Here is a 20,022-nt window from a genome sequence, read left to right as displayed (position 1 = left end):
TGAAAGTATACCAGTGCGGCCACGGGTCCCGCAGGCGGCGCGGGTACAATGCGCGCCATGGAATCTTTCGATATAGCGGTGATTGGCGCCGGCGCGGCCGGCATGATGTGCGCGGCGGTCGCCGGACAGTTGGGGCGGCGCGTCGTGCTGATCGACCATTCGCCGCGGCTCGCCGAGAAAATCCGCATTTCGGGCGGCGGGCGCTGCAACTTCACGAACCTGCAGGCAGGCCCGGCGAACTACCTGTCGGCCAATCCGCATTTCTGCCGCTCCGCGCTCGCGCGCTATACGCCGCGCGATTTTCTGGCCTTGTTGAAGCGACATCGCGTCACGTGGCACGAAAAGCATCGCGGGCAGCTCTTCTGCGACCATTCGAGCGAGTCGGTCATCGATATGCTCAAAGCCGAGTGCGACACGGGGCGGATTGCGTGGCGCCGGCCGGTCGCGGTCGACGCCGTGCGCCACCAAGACGCCGACGGCTTCGCACTCGACACCAACGCGGGGCCGATCGGCGCCCGCGCGCTCGTCGTCGCCACGGGCGGCTTGTCGATCCCGAAGATCGGCGCCACCGATTTCGCCTACCGCCTCGCGAAGCAATTCGGCCACAAGCTCGTCGACACGCGTCCCGCGCTCGTCCCGCTGACCTTTTCGACTGACGAATGGGCGCCGTTCGTGCCGCTTTCCGGCGTCTCGCTCGAGGTCGCCTTGGCGACGGGGCAGAAAAAGACTGGCGGTGAGTTCGTCGAAGATCTTCTGCTCACCCATCGCGGCTTGTCGGGACCTGGCGTGCTGCAGATTTCGAGCTATTGGAAGCCGGGTGAGCCGATTTGCGTCGACCTGCTGCCCGAGCGCGACGCGACCGCCGATCTGATCGAGGCGAAGACAGGCACCAAGCGCCAGGTCGGCAGCTTGCTGGCCGAATGGGTGCCGGCGCGCCTGGCGCACGTCTGGCTCGAAACCCACGGCGTTCCCGTCGAGGCGCGCATCGCCGATCTGCCGGACAAGACGCTGCGCCGGATCGGTGAGGCGCTCAAGCGCTGGACGCTCACCCCGAACGGCACCGAGGGCTACAAAAAGGCCGAGGTGACGAAGGGCGGCGTCGATACGCGCGAATTGTCGTCGGCGACGATGATGAGCGAGCGCGTGCCGGGGTTGTATTTCATCGGCGAGGCCGTCGACGTGACGGGCTGGCTCGGCGGCTACAACTTCCAGTGGGCGTGGGCGTCTGGCGTCGCGGCTGGGCAGGCCTCAGCCGATTATGTCCGGAGCGCTTGACAACGCCCGTATACTTATGTCAAAGGTCTGCTATACTCCACCACCTTTGGAAAGCTCCCGTTATTGAAAAATGACGATCATCCGCGTAAAAGAAAACGAGCCCTTTGAAGTCGCGATGCGCCGCTTCAAGCGCACGATCGAAAAGAACGGTCTCTTGACCGAACTTCGTGCGCGCGAGTTTTACGAAAAGCCTACGGCTGAGCGCAAGCGCAAGAAGGCTGCCGCAGTGAAGCGCCACTTCAAGCGCCTGCGCAGCCAGATGCTGCCGAAGAAGTTCTATTGATTTTGTTGCGCGCCGCCGATTTTCAGGCGGCGCGTGCGTCTGGCGAACCCGCGCCATGCCTTGACCACATGTCACGTGCGGCATGCCGCGCAAACCCGCTTGAGGAAACGTCCCAAGCGGGTTTTTGTGTTCATGCCTGCCAGGCCGCCGGGGCCTTAACCACACCAACGCATCCAGGTGAAAGATGAGTCTGAAGGATCGCATCAACGACGATATGAAAGCAGCCATGCGGGCGCGCGAGACCGAGCGTCTCGGCACGATCCGGCTGCTGCTCGCGGCGATCAAGCAACGCGAAGTCGATGAGCGGATTACGCTCGACGACGCCGCCGTTACCGCCGTCATCGACAAGATGATCAAGCAACGCAAGGATTCGATCGCCCAGTTCGAAGCGGCGGGCCGGGCCGATCTCGTCGGTCAGGAAAGCGCGGAGCTCGCCGTGCTGGCTGCGTATATGCCGGAGCAGCTTTCCGATGCCGAAATCGCGGCGGAAGTGCAGGCGGCGGTCGCTCAGACGGGCGCCGCCGGTCCGCAGGACATGGGCAAGGTAATGGGCGTGCTCAAGGGCAAGCTCGCCGGCCGCGCCGATATGACAGCGGTGTCCGCGCTCGTCAAAGCGGCGCTCGCGAAGTAATTCGCGCGTTTACGCATTGGTGTCGCGCCATCGTCACGCGTCAGTCACACGTTGAATCGCTCCGTTCCCCCGGCACGTTGTGCGGTACGTCTTGCAGCACGCCTTGCGGCGTGCCCAAGCGACCTGCTTGCCGATGAGGTCGCGAAGCCTGTTCGTTCAAAGTTCGCCAGCCAACCGTGATTCCGCATTCATTCCTTCAGGACCTGCTGAACCGCGTCGATATCGTCGACGTGGTCGGCCGGTATGTGCAGTTGAAGAAGGGTGGCGCGAATTTCATGGGGCTCTGCCCGTTTCACAACGAGAAGAGCCCGTCGTTCACGGTTAGCCCGACTAAGCAGTTTTATCACTGCTTCGGATGCGGCGCGCATGGCACCGCGATCGGCTTTCTGATGGAGCACGCCGGGCTCACGTTTCCGGAAGCGGTGAACGAGCTGGCGCAGTCCGTGGGGTTGACCGTCCCGCAAGAGCCGTCGCCGATGCGTGGCGGCGGAAAGTTCGGCGGGGGCGGCGAAGGCTTTGTGCCCGCGGTCTCGAAAGCCGTGACGACCGCGCTCTCGGACGTGATGCAGCAGGCTTGCGACTACTACCGCAAGCAGTTGCGCGGTGCGCCGAATGCGATCCAGTACCTGAAAAAACGCGGTCTCACAGGTGAGATCGCAGCGCGCTTCGGGCTGGGCTATGCGCCCGATGGCTGGCAGAACCTCGAATCCGTCTTTCCCGACTATCGGGACGATTCGCTCGTCGAATCCGGGCTCGTGATCGTCAGCGAGAAGACCGACGCACAGGGCGTCGCGCGCCGCTACGACCGATTCCGCGAGCGGATCATGTTCCCGATCCGCAATGTAAAGGGGCAGGTGATCGGCTTCGGCGGGCGGGTGCTCGACGGCGGCGAGCCGAAATATTTGAATTCGCCGGAAACGCCACTATTTAACAAAGGCAGCGAGTTGTACGGGCTTTTCGAAGCGCGTCTGGCGATTCGCGAGTCGCATTACGTGCTGGTGGTCGAAGGCTACATGGACGTCGTGGCGCTCGCGCAGCTGGGGTTTCCGAACGCGGTGGCGACGCTCGGCACGGCTTGCACGCCGATTCATGTGCAGAAACTGCTGCGCCAGACGGACACGGTCATTTTCAGCTTCGACGGCGACGCCGCGGGCCGGCGCGCCGCGCGTCGCGCGATGGATGCCTGCCTGCCGCACGCCGCCGATAACCGCACGATCCGGTTCCTGTTCCTGCCGTCCGAGCACGATCCGGACAGCTACGTGCGCGAGTTCGGCGCCGACGCGTTCTCGGAGCAGGTCGAGCACGCGATGCCGCTGTCGCAGTTCATGTTGAACGAGGTGCTGGTCGGAAAGGAGCTCGATACGCCCGAAGGCCGCGCGAAAGCGCTGTTCGATGCGAAGCCGCTCTTGCAGGCGCTGCCGCCGAACGCGCTGCGCGCGCAGATCATGCACATGTTCGCGGACCGCCTCGATATTCCGTTCGACGAAGTGGCGGCGTTGTGCGAGGTCGATACGCGGATCGCCGCGCCCGCACGCAAGGCGCCTGCCAAGAGCGAGCGGCGCCGCGTGACCGGCAGCGAGGAGCGCGCGTTGCGCAATCTGGTGATGCATCCGCGGATCGTCGCCGGGCTCGATGAGGAAAGCGAACAAGCGCTCCTGACGAGCGCCCGCCATGCCGAATTGTTCGAGGAAGTGATCGTGCACGCCCGCGCACTGGGCGATGCGGCCGAGTTCCGGCTGTTGTCAGATCTCCTCCGAGAGTCGGCAAATGCGCCCACTTTCGAAGAAATTTTTCGGGAAATTCTGGTCTATGATGAAAACGTACGGGATCTGTTGCTGCAGAACCCGGAAGACGAGACCGTCATCGAACAGCACCGCGAGCGCGAGCGTATCGCGGGGGAAGAGTTTCAGGCGGCGATTCTCAAGATGCGCTACGACGCCTGCTGCGAGCGGCTCGAGCGCTTGTCTCGGCAGTCGAAGTTCACCCCCGAAGAGATTGCGGAGTTTGCAGATTTGAACCAGAGGCGGGCTGACATGAAGCGTCAGCTCGGGTTGTGACTCGGGAAGGGCTGGAACCGACGTGCTATAATAAAAGGTTTTCAGCGGTTTGTTTTCTAAGCAAAGGCGAGATTCGCGATGGCAAAGACGACAGGCGTAACTGCGGGTGGGAAAAAAGCGGCGGACAAAGGCACAGTGGGCTCAATGGAGCCGACCAATAAGGTCACAAAGGCCAGGTCCGCAACTTCTTCCGCCAGGAGATCGCCCGTTGCCAGCGTAGCGAGCCCTGCGACGAAAAAGTCCTCGACCGCGCCGGCAGCACGAGCGGCCCCTGCAACGGTGGCCAAGGCCGCCAAAGCAACGAGGACGGCCCCGAAGCCGGAGGTGAAACCCTCTGCGAAGCGGGCGAGTTTGAAAAGCGTAAGGGGCGCGGCTGCCATGCCGGACGATTCGGCAGCCAGCGACACTCCAGTATCCACGGTTCAAACGGCTGAAGTCCAGCAGCCGCGAGTCGAGACTATTGCCGGTACGGCGAACTCCATGACGAAAAAGCTGAACGAAGTATCCGTCGATGACGACGCAACCCAGGGCGAAGAGCAGCAAGCCGCTCCGGGCAAAGGCGAAAAGGCCAAGGCACGCGATCGTCGCGCGAAGGAAAAAGCGCTCCTGAAGGACGCTTTTGCGTCGACGCAGCCGGGCACGGCCGAGGAACTCGAAGAGCGCCGCTCGAAGCTGCGCGCGCTCATCAAGCTCGGCAAGGAGCGCGGGTTCCTCACGTACGCGGAAATCAACGACCACCTCCCCGATAACTTCGCGGAGACCGAAGCGATCGAAGGCATCATCAGCACGTTCAACGACATGGGCGTGGCGGTCTACGAACAGGCCCCCGATGCCGAAACGCTGCTCCTGAACGACAACGCGCCCGCCGCGTCGTCGGACGATGAAGTCGAAGAGGAAGCCGAAGTCGCGCTGTCGACGGTCGATTCCGAATTCGGCCGCACCACCGATCCCGTCCGCATGTACATGCGTGAAATGGGCACGGTCGAGCTGCTCACGCGCGAAGGCGAAATCGAAATCGCGAAGCGCATCGAAGACGGCTTGAAGCACATGGTGATGGCCATCTCCGCGTGCCCGACCACGATCGCCGACATCCTTGCGATGGCCGAGCGTGTTGCGAACGAGGAAATCCGCATCGATGAACTCGTCGACGGCCTGATCGATCCGAACGCCGAAGATACCGACGGCTTCTCGGCTCAGGAAGCCGAAGCGATCGAGAGCGAAGCAGAGGACGCCGAAGAGGAGGAAGAGGAAGAAGAGGAGGAGGACGACGGCACCGCGCAAGCGACGGCCAACGCCGCTCAACTCGAAGCCTTGAAGCGGACGTCGCTCGAGAAGTTCGCGCTCATCAGCGAGTGGTTCGACAAGATGCGCCGCGCGTTCGAGAAGGAAGGCTACAAGTCGAAGGCTTACCTGAAGGCGCAAGAGACGATTCAGGAAGAGCTGATGTCGATCCGCTTCACCGCGCGTACCGTCGAGCGCCTGTGCGATACGCTGCGCGCGCAAGTGGACGAAGTGCGTCAGGTCGAGCGTCAGATCCTGCATACGGTGGTCGACAAGTGCGGCATGCCGCGTGCGGAATTCATCGCGCGTTTCCCGGGCAACGAAACGGATCTCGACTGGTCGGAAAAGATCGTCGGCGAGAGCCATTCGTATAGCGCGATCCTGTCGCGCAACATTCCGGCGATCCGCGAACAGCAGCAACGCCTGCTCGATCTGCAGGCGCGTGTCGTGCTGCCGCTCAAGGACCTGAAGGAAACCAATCGCCAGATGGCCGCCGGCGAGCTGAAGGCGCGTCAGGCGAAGCGCGAGATGACCGAGGCGAACCTGCGTCTCGTGATCTCGATCGCGAAGAAGTACACGAACCGCGGTCTGCAGTTCCTCGATCTGATCCAGGAAGGCAACATCGGTCTGATGAAGGCGGTGGACAAGTTCGAATATCGCCGCGGCTACAAGTTCTCGACGTATGCGACGTGGTGGATCCGTCAGGCCATCACGCGTTCGATCGCGGACCAGGCGCGCACGATCCGGATTCCGGTTCACATGATCGAAACGATCAACAAGATGAACCGCATCTCGCGTCAGATCCTGCAGGAAACCGGTCTCGAGCCGGATCCGGCAACGCTCGCCGAAAAGATGGAGATGCCGGAAGACAAGATCCGCAAGATCATGAAGATCGCGAAGGAGCCGATCTCGATGGAAACGCCGATCGGCGACGACGACGATTCCCATCTGGGCGACTTCATCGAGGATACGAACACGGTTGCGCCGTCGGATGCCGCGTTGCACGCGAGCATGCGCGATGTCGTGAAGGACGTGCTTGATTCGCTGACGCCGCGTGAAGCGAAGGTGCTGCGCATGCGCTTCGGCATCGAGATGAGCACCGATCACACGCTCGAGGAAGTCGGCAAGCAGTTCGACGTGACGCGTGAGCGGATTCGCCAGATCGAAGCGAAGGCGCTGCGCAAGCTGCGTCACCCGAGCCGCTCGGACAAGCTCAAGTCGTTCCTCGAAGGCAATTGATCCAAGGCGGCATGAAGCGCAAGATTCGACGCACGGCGAAGCGGTTTTAGGCGAAGCTTCGCGTCCGATCCGCGCCGATGATCGAATCATGCAGTCAATCGTAGTGCCGGACCCGGCCTAATACACCGGGTCTTTTTTGTGTGGGCCCGAGTTGGCGCTTTAGCGTGTCGGCCGGAGTTAGTGCTTCAGCACTTACTCCGGCCCCATGCAGAGCATTACTCGGGTTTCACGCAACGCAGTGCGTTTTTATGTAGGGCCTGTAGCTCAGGGGTTAGAGCAGTCGACTCATAATCGATTGGTCGTGGGTTCGAAACCCACCGGGCCCACCAAAATCTTCCCGCTAGATCAATGCGTTATCCCGCATTGCGCTCCGTCTGGGGAAGATTCGGGGAAGAAAGCGCGGATTCGAGTCGCGCCATCTCCATCTCGTTCTGCTCCCCGTCGATCCATTTCGAATACGTCGTCAGGAACATCTCGACGCTGTGTCCCAGTTGTTTCGCGCAAAACGCGGGGGTCATGCCGGCCATCAGCATCGCCGTCGCGTAGCTGTGACGCATGTTGTACGGACGCCGGTAGCGGATGCCGAGCCGCTTAGGCGCGTGCGAACTCGGCGAGGAAGGCGTCCGACTCGACGCGCGAAAAGGGGTCTGGGGGGGCTTTCTGATGCTTGGCCGGCGCAATGTCTTTAGCCGGGTTCTCGAAGATCAGCTTGTCCTTCACGGCGAGGTCGAGTGCCGTACGCAGCACCGACAGGTAATTGTTGATCGTCTTACCGCTCAGATCAGGTCGATTCGCAATCGCGGTGAGAATGTGACTATGCTTGAGGCTGCGCAGCGGGGTCGCACCCATCGGCTTCGTTTGGTGCCTGTCGCAAGCGACCGTCTCCCAAAAACGCAGCGCGGCGCAGTACCCGGCCCGCGTCGAGGCCGCCACACGCAATGCGGCGAGCCACGTGTCGAGCCACTCCTTGACAGAAGAGGAGGTTGTGCCCCCCGAGCGCGGAAAATAGTCAGCCATACTGAACGTGCCGTGTCGAATCCGGTCGCGAATTTCACCGGCGAGCCGGTGAGCATAGCGAAGGTTCGCCGGCGTCGGCGGCATCGGCCTGCCATTGACCATCAGCGTTTGCCGCTGCGGTATTCCATCCAGTATGAAGCTTAGTCGGATGGACTTTTCGCGAACCTCGACCCCATCACCCTTGCGTGCCATGTTCTCCTCCCGACACAGTTTCGAGTGGCTTGACCAGGACTACGTTTGTGGGGAGAGCCAAAGTGCGGCAGACCGATCAGTCATCCAAGACGAGTTGAAAACTACATTTGTCGGGGCCGGCACGCGTTCCGTAGTGCAGGCCAACTTCGGTCGTTCGACAAGCCGCCAACTGATGCAGGATCCCGATGTCGAGAAGGTATTGCAGGCAGCAATTCACGAGTTCGCGTAGCCTGCAAAGAATGCGCGCAGTTTGCGCAGTGCTCGGCTCAGTTCGGGCGCCTTGTTCAGCTTCTTATAGGAAATCAAGCATGAAAGCTATCCAACGCGCGGTTCGACGGCCCGATCGCCGAAGCATTGACGACTCGCCCGAGGCCGTCGAAGCGCGGATGAACGCGTTCATCGACCGTACGCGTGGCTGGGGTTCGCAGGCCATCAAATCCAAACTCCCTGATCATATGGTGGTACTGGCCGGGCCGACCAAGCCGAATCCGTGTTTCATTGCTCTGAATGCGGGTCCCGGGGGGCCATCGGGGGGCTGCTGCCCGGAAGTTTGTCCGGCTTAACCGGATCGGCGCTGGAGAGGCTCGTAGCGGTGGAGACGGCCACCTCGTACCGTGGGACGTCGTTATGCCGTTGCGGCTCTACGCCAGACAGCGGACTCTTCTCAGCCAACAATATTTGGCGGGTAATCGGCCTTATGGAAAGCTTCGCATAAGGCCGATGACTTGTCGGATGGGAATCGAGGTGAACGACGGCTGCGCCCCGGTAAACGACCTTTCGGATAATACCAGGAGCAAGAGGAGAGGACGGGTTTCGGCCGAGGCGCAGCGCGCTACGGTGCCATGAGATCAGGACTTAAACGGGCCTGCTTCCGCGCAATCGTGACGTTAGCGGCGTTGGAATCGCGATTGGCGATATGCATGGCATTTGCCTCGACATCGCTCTGCGTCGAATCCAAATGACGCGTTGTGGGGATTAACTCCGCCGTTGCCCGTGGTTTTGCGCGGTAGCACTCCGACTTTGATATCTGGATGCGAGCGTTCAGTCGTCCGCGCCGCCGAGGGGGGATTGTGTCTGCGCGGCAGTTCCAAACGGGTTCTCTCAGAGTCGGCTCGGAGCAGCAATCACGGCACGGACGGGATTTGCCTGGACCTTGCTGGGCCAGGATGTCGGTATCGATGATGGTATCGTCGATAGACGGCAGGGCGAAAACGCCGTGTCTACAAGGTTCCAGCCGGCTGATTGACGATCGAGTGGGATATGTCAAGAGCTTGGGTTTGAGATGATCGATGCTTGCGGTGTCCAATGGTCCGATAGGAAGGCTGACCACGAAATTCGACCATCGCACCGCGTGCAAATGCAGGGAATTTTTCTCGGGGCAACTCCTGAGGCAACTCTTTTGCATGAATGGAGCCTCGCCTTGCCTGTCAAGGGATTGCCGCCGCTATTCGATTGCCACCGGGCCAATTTATTCCTGCCAAATCAACGCGTTATCCCGCATTGCGCTCCGTCTGGGGAGGATTCGGGGAAGAAAGCGCGGCTTCGAGTCGCGCCATCTCCATCTCGTTCTGCTCCCCGTCGATCCATTTCGAATACGTCGTCAGGAACATCTCGACGCTATGTCCGAGTTGTTTCGCGCAAAACGCGGGGGTCATGCCGGCCATCAGCATCGCCGTCGCGTAGCTGTGACGCATGTTGTACGGACGCCGGTAGCGGATGCCGAGCCGCTTAAGCGTCGGCGCCCAATAGGTGCGGCGAAACGCGTCCTCATCGGCCCATCCCTCGCCATATCGCGGGTCCTGAAACACGCGCCCGCCCCGGACCTGCGTGTGCGCACGCTGACGCTGGATCGCGGCCATCGCGCGGCTATTAAAAATGATCGTGCGTGCGACGGCGGTCTTGGTCGTCGCCTTGTGCTGTCCACGGACGAAGGTCTGCGCGATCAAGGCGGTGCCGCTCGCCAGATCGACGTTCGCCCACTCCAAACCCAAGATTTCCGAGGTGCGCAGCCCGGTCCAGAACCAGAATTCGCACAAACTCAGGACCTCGTCAGGATAGGCGCGCGCGAGCTCGGCGAGGATCGCGTCCGACTCGACGCGCGAAAAGGGGTCTGGGGGTGCTTTCTGATGCTTGGCCGGCGCAATGTCTTTCGCCGGATTCTCGAAGATCAGCTTATCCTTCACGGCGAGGTCGAGTGCCGTACGCAGCACCGACAGGTAATTGTTGATCGTCTTACCGCTCAGATCAGGTCGATTCGCAATCGCGGTGAGAATGTGACTATGCTTGAGGCTGCGCAGCGGGGTCGCACCCATCGGCTTCGTTTGGTGCCTGTCGCAAGCGACCGTCTCCCAAAACCGCAGCGCAGCGCAGTACCCGGCCCGTGTCGAGGCCTCCACACGCAATGCGGCGAGCCACGTGTCGAGCCACTCCTTGACGGAAGAGGAGGTTGTGCCCCCCGAGCGCGGAAAATACTCAGCCATACTGAACGTGCCGTGCCGGATCCGGTCGCGAATTTCGCCGGCGAGCCGGTAGGCATAGCGAATGTTCGCCGGCGTCGGCGGCATCGGCCTGCCATTGACCATCAGCGTTTGCCGCTGCGGTATCCCATCCAGCATGAAGCTCAGGCGGATGGATTTTTCGCGAATCTCGACCCCATCACCCTTGCGTGCCATTTGCTTTACCTTTCCTGGCCGTGTTTGAAGGTGCTGCGGTTTCTAGCCACGCAGCAAAGCCCTTCAGAGAAATGAAGATGCCTCCATCGGGAGAGCGTCGATACTCGCGCCCCTCGACAAATTTGCCATCCTCGATTTTTCGCCGAAGTGCCTTCTCGCTTAGGCCGATTGTCGCCGCCGCCATTTTGACAGTCACGTAAGGCGCCGGTGCGATCTGAATTGTTGGTTCGTTCATTTATATTCCTTTTGGATATTTGCTTTCCGTGTGTTTGAGGTTGTTGTCGACATCTAATTCTCTTTGCTTGGTGCGCTGTTGCAAGATCATCTTTGTCCCCGGGTAAGGAAAATGTGATTAGATAACCTAAACATTTAACTCGCCTCAGGAAAGAGATCGCTGATTGGGGTCATGGTGCCGTGGCATATGAGGCCGCAGTTAATGTGAATATCGTTTCATGAGCTTGGATCTCAACGCGCAGACATCACACTCGTCCATACGGAAAGTGTTGCCAAAAATGATCAAGTCCCAGCGCCCTTTATGCGATCCATTTTTGATTTTCTCAAGAGAGACTGAGGTACTGGATACGTTGTGCAACACGGCAGCCAAAAGGTCCGACACTACGCTCGGCACAACAACAATCATTGTTCTTGGGAGCAGAAATCCAATACCGAGGCTTCCGTCGTCAAAATGATGAAGTTCGATCTGATCGATCATTTGAAGTCCTTGTGAAGTTGTGGGTGAAGCAAGTATGGCCGCTTGCGCGCGACTTTCTGCCCCGATAAACACGCTTTTTGGCGCGACTTTCGTGCCGATCGGCATCACGCGACGATTTTTGAGCAGGATTCAACGAGATTTCGTTTTTGCCAGCGGTGCAGCCGGGTGCTCGGTAGCTGGAGTTACTTTTCGCAGGTGGCCCAACTCGTGCGTTGGCCAGGCTTTGCGGAGGGGGGCACGTCGTGAGTCGGCTTGCCAGTGAAGATGTGTGCTGTACCGATCGCGGAGGTCTATGTACAAACGCAACTAGATGGCTAGGCTTTGCGCCTTGACGGTTTCGAGCACGTAATGCCTAGAGGAACTGGACGGGCAGAGCAGTAAGCTGATGAAGCACCCGCTGGTCGAGTCGATGCCGTCGCGAAAGTGGCAAACCCGCAAGCCAAACGCCAACGGGTTCGATATTCATGACTATCGCGGCGCAGAAGCGCCGCAAGGGCTGGCTGAAGGCGTCTCGAGGGCGCGGGTTAAGCTTTCTGTTGCCTTGCCGACTGTGGCATTGCCGACAACGAATCAGTACGCAGAGTGGCTCGTCCGAGCGGGCGCGCACAGCAAATCCGACAAATCGTGCGCACCCCGCACGGAAAACCCTTAGGAATCAATGCCCCCTCGTCTCACGATGAGACACGACAACGGTTGGTAATCTGTCTCATTGCCTTTCATTTAAACCAGTCCTTGACGTCATCATCGTCTAGTTGGCCGATGTCCAGGTTGTCAAATTTTGTGGGCCCTCCCGGTTTGGCAATTGATGCTTTCACGAAGGAGCCATCTGCTTGGCCACCGTATCCTGCGATGCGTGCCCCATCCTCGCCTAACCTCTTGAGCAGAGCCGCGCGGCCGCGCCACGAAGGCACTCCATCAAGACGTGCAAACAAGTGCGGGAATTCGACCTCTGTAATGACGACGGTCAACTTCGTTTTCTTCATCTCGACCTCAACGATTGCAGGCCACCAAGAACAAAGCCCCGGACATTGGCCATCATGGGCTCATCCAAAGTTGTCAAAGGGATGCGTGTGAAAATCTCCCTAGCCGCGTCGGCGAAGAGCGAGCAGGAGCCGCCCGTTAGCACCACCCCGAGATCTTCTGTGGATCGCACACGCGCGCGAATCTTGCGGACGAGCTCGACCGTGGTTTCCTCCTTAGCTTGCTGTACGAACGGGTTGAGATCAATTGACAGGCCATGAACCATAAGCTTCGAATTGCTCCTAACCGCGCGATCGATGTGGTCGAGCGCATCAAATCGTTCGCCATACTCAAGAGCAAGCAAATCAGCGATTCGGCGATAAATCAAAGCTCCCGCGCCTGGACTCCCACCGCTTCTTTCGTGGTCGAGCTTGAACCCCTCGGTCGACGAAACTACCCAATCCATCGTTCCCCAACCGGCGTCCATCACTAATGTCGAGTAAGAAGTGATCCGACGGGACGGCAAAGCTTTGAGATACATTAGGCTGCCGATGGGTTGAGGCAGCACGACCACTTTATCGACAAGAATCCGTGGAGAGTTGTCGCTGCATTGAAGGCTTCCTGTGAAGCGTTCCTTCAGACTCTCCGCATATTTACCAAGAAGATGGACCGGCAGTCCTAGGACGAGCAGCCGGATTCGGCGAGCTCCTATTTTCAAAAGCGCTGCGTAGAGCAGTGCCGTATATTCCCGGCGCTCTGCGAAATCGTCGCCTTCATTTCTTTCCCCAACGGTAGCGGGCGGCAACGCGTCAGGGTCGGTGTCGACATTAAATTTACTGTTGCCCACATTGACCCGTCTGATCGATGGCGAATCGGCAAATGCTCGCGCCGACTGCTCAAGGGCACTGTCTCTGTGCAGCTGAGCCACCGAGGGAAATGAAAAAGTACGCATGGAGCCGTCGGCCGCGCAATAGCAGCACTTGATTCGACCGTGACCCCCATCAAAACCTACCACATCGAGTTCCATTCTCTCTTCCTTAAAAGTATGACTATGTCGCACTAACGTTGTAGAAATGTCGTACTTGGCGCTCAAGAAGAGCGACGCGGGAATTTATCTCGCACATATGTACGACTAAGCTCGTACTTCCCAGTCCAAGTCATGGTATTCGCACTGCAGTTACGACCAGGTGGGACGAGTGAATTTATGATGCCCTAGACTTCGAGGGGGGCAAGCGCGGAGTGCTGCGCAAAAACGCGCCTCATTCGACTTTGCGAGATCATCACCGGATCCAAGGTCTATCTGAGAAACTGGGTTACAAGTCCAACTAACCGTGGCGAGCGCGTTAGCTAGGTGCTAGGATTCTTCTGGTTCTGTTGCTTTAAGTTTCCCAATCGCCGTACTCCGGCATGACTCACCATGGACAACGCTGCAACCGAAAGGTGCATGCGTTGGTTGTAGAGGAAATCGGATGTGATTTTCTCGGTTGGTACGCACTACAGATCAATACAGAGTGCATGGCACAGTCGCATCCCGCGTAGGGTTCAGCGCTAACTGCGGCTACAGAAGCTCTACAGATCGAAAAAAGATCAGTTCGTCGAAAATAGCGGCTTCCTTTCGAAGACCAGGAGCACGCGTGCGTCGCCTGCCACGCACCGTACCTGGAATACCGCGTCCCTCCAGGGGGAACATGACCCGCACTCCGGCATTTGCGCCAGCCGGCACACCATTGCGCGCATAGGCTGGTGCCCTTTAGCACCTGAGCTTGCCAGCGGGCAAGCAATCCGCGACCGTGAGGTCCCGGGCGTTGGGTAGGAGTGGCTGTCCGCCCAGCGAATCTCCATTTTCAAGATCTCAGCCCTCCTGAGTCGCCCCATTGCCGAACGGCAATGGGGCCTGACTACGCCAAAAAATTTGCTGTTCAGATTTGATGAGCTAGAGCTCGACTTGATCAGGTTGTCTCTGGGTCGAATGTGACTCGTTTTATCGCGATTTTCCGAGGAGAGCGAGCCTCCGAGACGTCTACGATAAATGCGTCGACCGTGAAGAAAGAAACGGTCCAAATCGAGTAACCAATCAAGGAGTAGGTATGAGTGCAGAGCTAAAGGGCCAAATTCGACTGTTGATCGACGAAAAGGGTGGGGTTCGCAAGAGAGATGGACACGTCGCGAGCTACAGAACAATTCAGGTTCATCACCAGGTGATGGCTCGCATTGTCGACATACTGTATGAACGGGGGTACAAGCTCGAGCGTGCCGAGAACCTGGCTGGGCGACATGTTCAGGTCCTTGCCGCCGCAATTGTTGAAATGGGCTTGGCGCCGAAGACAATGAAGTCGATATGGACAGAGCTTGGCTACTGGGCCGACTGGATCGGCAAGCCGGGCTTGGTGAAGCCACTTCATACCTATCTCCCGCAGGTGGGACCTGAACGCCTGAAGGTAAAGGTAGCGACTCGCGAGTCAAAATCCTGGTCCGAGGCGGGCTTGAATGTCCTGGAGACCATCGAGAAGGCCGACCGGCTAGACATACGGTTGGGATGGATGATCCGCCTTGGTTTGGCGTTTGGCTTACGCCGCGCGGAGCTTCTTTGCTTACGCATTCACAAGGCGGATCAGGGGCGCTATCTTCGCGTGTTTCCCGGTGACGGTCCGAAATCTGGCCGGGGACGAGATATCCCAATCGAACATCCCTGGCAGCGCGAGGTCCTCGAGTATGTGAAGGAGCGCATCCCAAAGAGCCACTTCCTCGGCTGGCAACAGACGCCGAGCGGCAAACATGGCCGACTGCATGCAAACGCGGACCGCTTCGAGAAACTGATGCAGAAACTCGGTATTACGAAGGCCGAGTGCGGGGTGACAGCGCACGGAATGCGCGCGGAGTATGCCGAAAATATCGCGATGCTCGGCGGCATGTTGCCAGCGACTTTGGGTGGGCGGGCTGACCAGATGGCTGCGGATGATTTGAGGCTTGTTCAGGAGGGGGTGATGGAGCGTATGGGGCACGGGCGCGTCGGTGTTGCTGCCGCGTACTACGGCTCATTTCGGTTGCGCCCTGTGCCGAAGGAGGGAACACGGCAACGCTCGCCTCGACGCGTTGTGGACGCCGAATGACGCCGTTGCGATCGGCGTGATCTCGTCGCTTAAGGGCCTCGGCTACGACTCGGCGCGGCAGGCGATGCCGGTGGTCACGGGCACACAGGCCATCGGCATCTCGGTCGAGCAGGCGAGGTCGATCTTCGAGGGGTGGGGCGTCAAGAAAAGCCTGCCCTGGTACTCCTGGACGTCATGTCGAGGTCGCGTGTGCCGACGGTCAACTATGGATACCTGAAGGGCGAGTCTTAGACAGCTGGTGAATCGGGTGGCGCGGCCTGAGGGCCTTGCCTGGCGACGGTTAGAGTCTACCGAGGGCTGTCTTACATAGCGAATGGCGTTATTAACTTGTGTGGCCCTTCGGGCATGTCGGGCGCGGTATGGAGGGAATCGGCCGCCTGGTCGCCGTGTTAGCACCGGTGTTCGCGCGTTTGCTCCGGGTTTGCCTGTCAGGGTTGGGATGCGGTAGGGTGCGGGTTTCCCTCACCGAACACGAATATCCATGAACAAACAGGAACTCATCGACGTGGTCGCCGCGGACATTGGCGAGAGCAAGGCAGCGACCGGCGAAACGATCCAGGCGGTGCTCGACGTCATCACCCGCGCGGTGGCCGAAGGCGGCACGGTGCAACTGGTCGGCTTCGGTTCGTTTTCGCAGGGGCAGCGAGTTGCACGTACGGGCCGCAATCCGGCCACGGGCGCCGAAATGCAGATTGCGGCAGCGAAGACGGTCAAGTTCACAGCGGGCAAGGCGTTCAAGGACGCGGTGAACGCACCGTGACGAAGCGTGACGTCGCGCAGGTCGCCTATGAGGGCCCGTACCGCGAGATCGCGCGCGGTGGACTCCACGCGCTCGGCGGTTAACGGGGCGACCATGACGCTTGTTCAAGCTGGTCCCAAATATCTGAGCGCACCCGACGATCGTCTTGGCCGCTTTAGTTCCAGGTGATCGGAGATGGCCAAAGATTGTTTGACCAGGACTACTTTTGTGGGGAGAGCTAAAGTGCGGCAGACTGATCAGTCTTCCAAGGCGAGTTGAAGACTACATTTGTCGGGGCCTGCACGCGTTCCACTGTGCAGGCCAACTTCGGTCGTTCGACAAGCCGCCAGCTGATGCAGGATCCCGGTGTCGAGAAGGTATTCCAGGCAGCGATTCATTAGCGTGCAAAGAATGCACGCAGTTTTTGCAGTGCTTGGCTCAGTCCGGGCGCCTTGTTCAGCTTCTTATCGGAAATCAAGCATGAAAGCTATCCAACGCGCCGTTCGACGACCCGATCGCCGACGCATCGACGACTCGCCCGAGGCCGTCGAAGCGCGGATAAACGCGTTCATCGACCGTACGTGTGGCTGGGGTTCGCAGGCCATCAAATCCGAACTGCCAGACCATATAGTGGTACTGGCGGGGCCGACCAAGGCGAATCCACGTTTCATTGGGGGCTTTAAGGTCAGTCGGGGCCGCGACGTCGTTATCGCGACCGGGCAGTCTCGTTGCAGAGACAAGCCGGTAGCGAAGCGTGGCTTCGGATCGTTCCTCGTTCTGCGAAGGAAGGCCGGCAACAAGTAACGCAAGGAAGAGGGAGGTCCGCCAACGTGGGCTTTTCATTTACCTTCGCACGTATATATGCGCACCTCGTGTTGTGAAGGAGGCATAGCCGGAGCCGTAAAACCACAAAAATAATGAGACTAGCGCCACACACAACAAATGAGACTGGGCTAGGTCGATCTCGTACCTCGGCCATCATCTCTTCGAGGTTACGCAGGCTCAGCGAATACGCCACGTATCACGCACACACACACCAGGATCACATCCAGCGGATAGTGCAGTCGCTTCAGTACCTTGCCAATGCCAGCAGGCAGAGTCTTGCCTAGTGTGTTCTTCTTTGCCATCATGCTCGTCATGCGTGACGGTCCGACCGATTCTACCTGACCGCCTTAATGCGACATAGCCCACTGTACCGGTAGACGCGTATTGGCTCGTCGGGATGCATCCCAAACAAGCGCGAAATATCGAAACTCAGCCCCGCCCCTAGACCCACACCGGTGCCGAAGCCGCTACCGCCAATACCACCGATACCTACGCCGGCCGTCGGCGACGCTGAAGCGGCGGTGGGATGGTCGTGAGATCCTGTCTGCCCGCAATCTTCCCGGTACTCACCTGTGCATCTTCCGGCATCGAACGGGAGGCGGTGCCACCAAGGTAAGCACTCAAGCAAGGCCGTAGCCAATGGCGTTGACGAACGCGATGGGAGTGTTTACCGAATGGGCGCGCGCAAAAACCGTCCGGATAAGGTCTTCCTCGAGCGCTTGGCAATTGGTTACACTGACGCTAGGAAACGCTCAGCACGCGAGGACAACATAACGTTGTGCAGAACTCTGATGTATGATGCCCGGGAAATCGTGGGATACGCGCACGATGGGGCACGCACCCGCTTCATGTCTGGCGAATATGAAGCGCAACGTGTTTTCAGTGCCCGGTCCCAGTCGGCACGACGCCACCAGATTTGCACTCCCTGTCTTTGTCTGGAGGCGTCATGAAAAGGATCTTTTTTTCTGGCCTTGTCGCACTCGCTGTGTTACCGCTTGCCGCGTTGGCCGCAGATACACAGGTCATCCGCTTCGGCGTCGATCCCACGTACCCACCCTTCGAATCGAAAGCGCCAGACGGGTCGCTTGCCGGCTTCGATATCGATCTTGGCAATGCCATCTGTGTCAACCTTCACGCGAAGTGCGAATGGGTCGAGGAAAGCTTTGACGGACTCATTCCCGCACTCAATGCGCGCAAATTCGATGCGATCCTGTCTGCGATGAGTGCGACGGAAGTACGCAAACGGCAGATCGACTTTACGGACCGACTGTATGGCGGTCCCTCGCGCCTTGTTGCCCGTGCCGGCTCAAAGTTACAGCCAACCGCAGGGGCGTTGCGAGGCAGGCGTGTCGGTGTCGATCAGGGTTCGACACAGGAAAGCTTTGCCAGACAGGAGTGGGCCAGCAAGGGGGTGGAGGTCGTCTCGTATCAGAATCAGGACCAGATTTACGAGGATCTGGTGACGGGTCGCCTCGATGCGGCGTTTCAACCTGAAGTTCAGGCCGATATCGGTTTTCTGAAGACACCTCGCGGCAAAGGCTTTGCGTTCGCCGGTGACGCAGTGAAGGACAAGCGTGTCACAGGCAACGGCGTGGCGATCGGCGTCCGCAAGGGAGACGGTTCGCTCGTGTTGCAGATCAACCAGGCGATCGGGAATATACGCAAGGACGGCACTTACGAGCGGATCGCCAAAAAGTACTTTGAATTCGACATTTACGGCGAGTGAACCGATACACGCGGCCGGGCACACTCGGAGCAAGGCGAGATTTATTTCACTGCGCAGGTCCCCGCGAGCAATCAGATGTATCGTGTCTTGCTCCCCTGAGTCAGAGATGAAGTTCCTTTCCGCGAAGGATGGCGCCGCGCAGATGGGGCGCGTCAGTTCATCGCGTCACGTTGCGCAGCAACGTGCGCGCATGTCGCATCAGAACAGTAACTCCAGCCGGTCGAACAGCATGCGGTTCGCCTCACTCGCAGATCGCGACCGCGTTCGGATGACCTTGCGCAGGCAGTCGACAAAGCACATCGCTGCCTGGCTGCGCATCGTATTGCGCAAGCTGATCACGCTGACACGGCGGGTCCCAAACTGCTCATCCAGTCTTAGCGGCTGCGCCCAATTGCGCATGGACTCGGTGAGCAGCAAGGGTTCTGGGGCAACGGTGAGCATATCGCTGTACCGCACCAGTTCAAGCATGAGTGAAAATGAATGCGTGCCGAGCAGTCGGGCGGGGGCAATCATCGCCCCATGTTGCCAGAACAGGTCTTGCATCAGGCTCTCGTAGCTGGCTGGTGTAAAGTTGACTGCCCAGTCCTGGTCGAGCAATTCATGCAACGAGTGCTTCCCGGCGCTAGGATGTCCGCGGCGGGCCATTGCGCGCGACTCGTATGCAAACAGCGGTTCGATGTCGAATTCCTGGGCCGTCATCGCCGCTGCCAGCGCGAGGATGCCGAAATCCAGCGCGCCTTCCCTCAGGCGCGGTAACGCCACGGCTGTCAGTCCTTCGAAGATCTCCAGCTGAATCGCCGGCATCTGCTTGCGGAACAGCGATACGGTCTCTGGAAGAAAGGTGACCATGACCAGCGGGGTGACAGCAATGGCGAGCTTGCCGGCCTGATCCCCGCGCAGTTTTGCCAGCTCTTCGCTGGCGCGCTCCATTTGCCCTACGACCAGTCGCGCGTGGCTCAGCAACCTGTGCCCGGCGTCCGTGAAGCTCACGCCGCCGGCAGTGCGCATGAGCAACGCAAGCTGTTGCTCGCTTTCCAGCTCGCGCAGCGCCTTGGTGACGGCTGCCTGGGACAGCTGCAACAGGCGTGCCGCTGCGCGGATGCTTCCGGCGTCAGCAACAGAGACCAGCGCCTCCAGGTGATGCAGTTTCATGTTTTCCGGCAAGGCCTGCTGTAGGGCGACAATCGCGGGTTTTCAGTATAACCAGGCGCAGTCTTTCCGGCGGGTGGTGCGAATCCTATGATCCGTGACAGTCGGCATACAGTCGCGCACCGCGACTTCCAGTGGCCAGCCTGCTGGCCCT

The 20,022-nt window shown here is 59.5% G+C and carries 18 protein-coding genes, 1 tRNA gene and 1 pseudogene; 11 read left to right on the top strand and 9 right to left on the bottom strand.

Annotated elements, in window-relative coordinates; all coding sequences use genetic code 11:
* The first annotated feature begins 57 nt into the window (after positions 1-57).
* The 6 genes from FAZ95_RS37375 to FAZ95_RS37350 all read left to right on the top strand — a co-directional run bounded on the left by FAZ95_RS37375 (position 58) and on the right by FAZ95_RS37350 (position 7,095).
* Positions 58-1,275, top strand: a complete 1,218-nt coding sequence (locus tag FAZ95_RS37375; protein ID WP_254700197.1) for a BaiN/RdsA family NAD(P)/FAD-dependent oxidoreductase — start codon at positions 58-60, stop codon at positions 1,273-1,275.
* 70 nt (positions 1,276-1,345) lie between these two features.
* Positions 1,346-1,558 (top strand): 30S ribosomal protein S21, encoded by a 213-nt coding sequence (gene rpsU / locus FAZ95_RS37370; RefSeq protein WP_018439737.1) that lies wholly within the window; start codon positions 1,346-1,348, stop codon positions 1,556-1,558.
* Between the two features lie 184 nt (positions 1,559-1,742).
* Complete coding sequence (locus FAZ95_RS37365; RefSeq protein ID WP_137337311.1) at positions 1,743-2,189, top strand: GatB/YqeY domain-containing protein; 447 nt, start codon at positions 1,743-1,745, stop codon at positions 2,187-2,189.
* A 176-nt stretch (positions 2,190-2,365) separates the two neighbouring features.
* On the top strand, positions 2,366-4,246 hold the full coding sequence (gene dnaG, locus FAZ95_RS37360) for a DNA primase (RefSeq protein WP_137337310.1): 1,881 nt from the start codon (positions 2,366-2,368) through the stop codon (positions 4,244-4,246).
* Between the two features lie 78 nt (positions 4,247-4,324).
* The gene (gene rpoD, locus FAZ95_RS37355; RefSeq protein ID WP_137337309.1) at positions 4,325-6,766 is read left to right on the top strand and encodes an RNA polymerase sigma factor RpoD; all 2,442 of its coding nucleotides are present in this window, start codon (positions 4,325-4,327) and stop codon (positions 6,764-6,766) included.
* Between the two features lie 253 nt (positions 6,767-7,019).
* Positions 7,020-7,095, top strand: a tRNA-Ile gene (locus tag FAZ95_RS37350).
* Between the two features lie 24 nt (positions 7,096-7,119).
* Here FAZ95_RS37350 and FAZ95_RS40830 read toward each other — a convergent pair.
* The 5 genes from FAZ95_RS40830 to FAZ95_RS37325 all read right to left on the bottom strand — a co-directional run bounded on the left by FAZ95_RS40830 (position 7,120) and on the right by FAZ95_RS37325 (position 11,467).
* Positions 7,120-7,323 carry a site-specific integrase gene (locus FAZ95_RS40830; protein WP_367873062.1) on the bottom strand — a complete coding sequence of 68 codons (204 nt, stop codon included), beginning with the start codon at positions 7,321-7,323 and terminating at the stop codon, positions 7,120-7,122.
* Positions 7,324-7,357: 34 nt separating this feature from the next.
* Entirely contained in the window at positions 7,358-7,975 is a 618-nt protein-coding gene (locus FAZ95_RS37340; protein ID WP_137337307.1) for an Arm DNA-binding domain-containing protein, read from the bottom strand.
* Between the two features lie 1,490 nt (positions 7,976-9,465).
* Complete coding sequence (locus FAZ95_RS37335) at positions 9,466-10,647, bottom strand: Arm DNA-binding domain-containing protein (RefSeq protein ID WP_137337306.1); 1,182 nt, start codon at positions 10,645-10,647, stop codon at positions 9,466-9,468.
* Complete coding sequence (gene xisR / locus FAZ95_RS37330) at positions 10,631-10,882, bottom strand: excisionase family protein (RefSeq protein ID WP_137337305.1); 252 nt, start codon at positions 10,880-10,882, stop codon at positions 10,631-10,633. Before xisR ends, FAZ95_RS37335 begins: the two co-directional genes overlap by 17 nt.
* Before the next feature lie 198 nt (positions 10,883-11,080).
* Complete coding sequence (locus tag FAZ95_RS37325) at positions 11,081-11,467, bottom strand: hypothetical protein (RefSeq protein ID WP_137337304.1); 387 nt, start codon at positions 11,465-11,467, stop codon at positions 11,081-11,083.
* 277 nt (positions 11,468-11,744) lie between these two features.
* Here FAZ95_RS37325 and FAZ95_RS37320 point away from each other — a divergent pair, with 277 nt between their 5' ends.
* Positions 11,745-12,011, top strand: a complete 267-nt coding sequence (locus tag FAZ95_RS37320; RefSeq protein ID WP_137337303.1) for a hypothetical protein — start codon at positions 11,745-11,747, stop codon at positions 12,009-12,011.
* Between the two features lie 64 nt (positions 12,012-12,075).
* Here the strand turns inward: FAZ95_RS37320 and FAZ95_RS37315 are convergent, their stop codons facing one another.
* Both FAZ95_RS37315 and FAZ95_RS37310 read right to left on the bottom strand, forming a co-directional pair.
* A complete protein-coding gene (locus FAZ95_RS37315) occupies positions 12,076-12,342 on the bottom strand; it encodes a hypothetical protein (protein ID WP_137337302.1) in 267 nt (88 codons plus the stop codon).
* Positions 12,339-13,346, bottom strand: a complete 1,008-nt coding sequence (locus FAZ95_RS37310; protein ID WP_137337301.1) for a ParM/StbA family protein — start codon at positions 13,344-13,346, stop codon at positions 12,339-12,341. Before FAZ95_RS37310 ends, FAZ95_RS37315 begins: the two co-directional genes overlap by 4 nt.
* 1,060 nt (positions 13,347-14,406) lie before the next feature.
* On the opposite strand from FAZ95_RS37310, the gene FAZ95_RS37305 reads away from it, so the two are divergent.
* From FAZ95_RS37305 to FAZ95_RS37295, 3 genes are all read left to right on the top strand, one after another.
* Positions 14,407-15,429, top strand: coding sequence for a site-specific integrase (locus tag FAZ95_RS37305; RefSeq protein WP_137337300.1), 1,023 nt, complete (start codon positions 14,407-14,409; stop codon positions 15,427-15,429).
* Positions 15,430-15,910: 481 nt separating this feature from the next.
* A complete protein-coding gene (locus FAZ95_RS37300; RefSeq protein WP_137337299.1) occupies positions 15,911-16,189 on the top strand; it encodes an HU family DNA-binding protein in 279 nt (92 codons plus the stop codon).
* 459 nt (positions 16,190-16,648) lie between these two features.
* A complete protein-coding gene (locus tag FAZ95_RS37295; RefSeq protein WP_137337298.1) occupies positions 16,649-16,972 on the top strand; it encodes a hypothetical protein in 324 nt (107 codons plus the stop codon).
* 166 nt (positions 16,973-17,138) lie between these two features.
* On the opposite strand, the pseudogene FAZ95_RS37290 reads toward FAZ95_RS37295, so the two are convergent.
* Positions 17,139-17,307, bottom strand: a pseudogene (locus FAZ95_RS37290) (IS6 family transposase); the annotation flags it as partial.
* Positions 17,308-17,939: 632 nt separating this feature from the next.
* On the opposite strand from FAZ95_RS37290, the gene FAZ95_RS37285 reads away from it, so the two are divergent.
* Entirely contained in the window at positions 17,940-18,719 is a 780-nt protein-coding gene (locus FAZ95_RS37285) for an ABC transporter substrate-binding protein (protein WP_137337297.1), read from the top strand.
* Between the two features lie 198 nt (positions 18,720-18,917).
* Here FAZ95_RS37285 and FAZ95_RS37280 read toward each other — a convergent pair whose 3' ends face one another.
* Positions 18,918-19,871: a LysR substrate-binding domain-containing protein gene (locus FAZ95_RS37280; RefSeq protein WP_137337296.1), complete on the bottom strand. Its 954-nt coding sequence runs from the start codon at positions 19,869-19,871 to the stop codon at positions 18,918-18,920.
* Positions 19,872-20,022: the final 151 nt, after the last annotated feature.

It is taken from the genome of Trinickia violacea, assembly GCF_005280735.1.
Taxonomy (GTDB): domain Bacteria; phylum Pseudomonadota; class Gammaproteobacteria; order Burkholderiales; family Burkholderiaceae; genus Trinickia_A; species Trinickia_A violacea.
The sequence above is the reverse complement of the archived record's forward strand: the minus strand, read 5'-3'. Positions and strand labels throughout refer to the sequence as shown.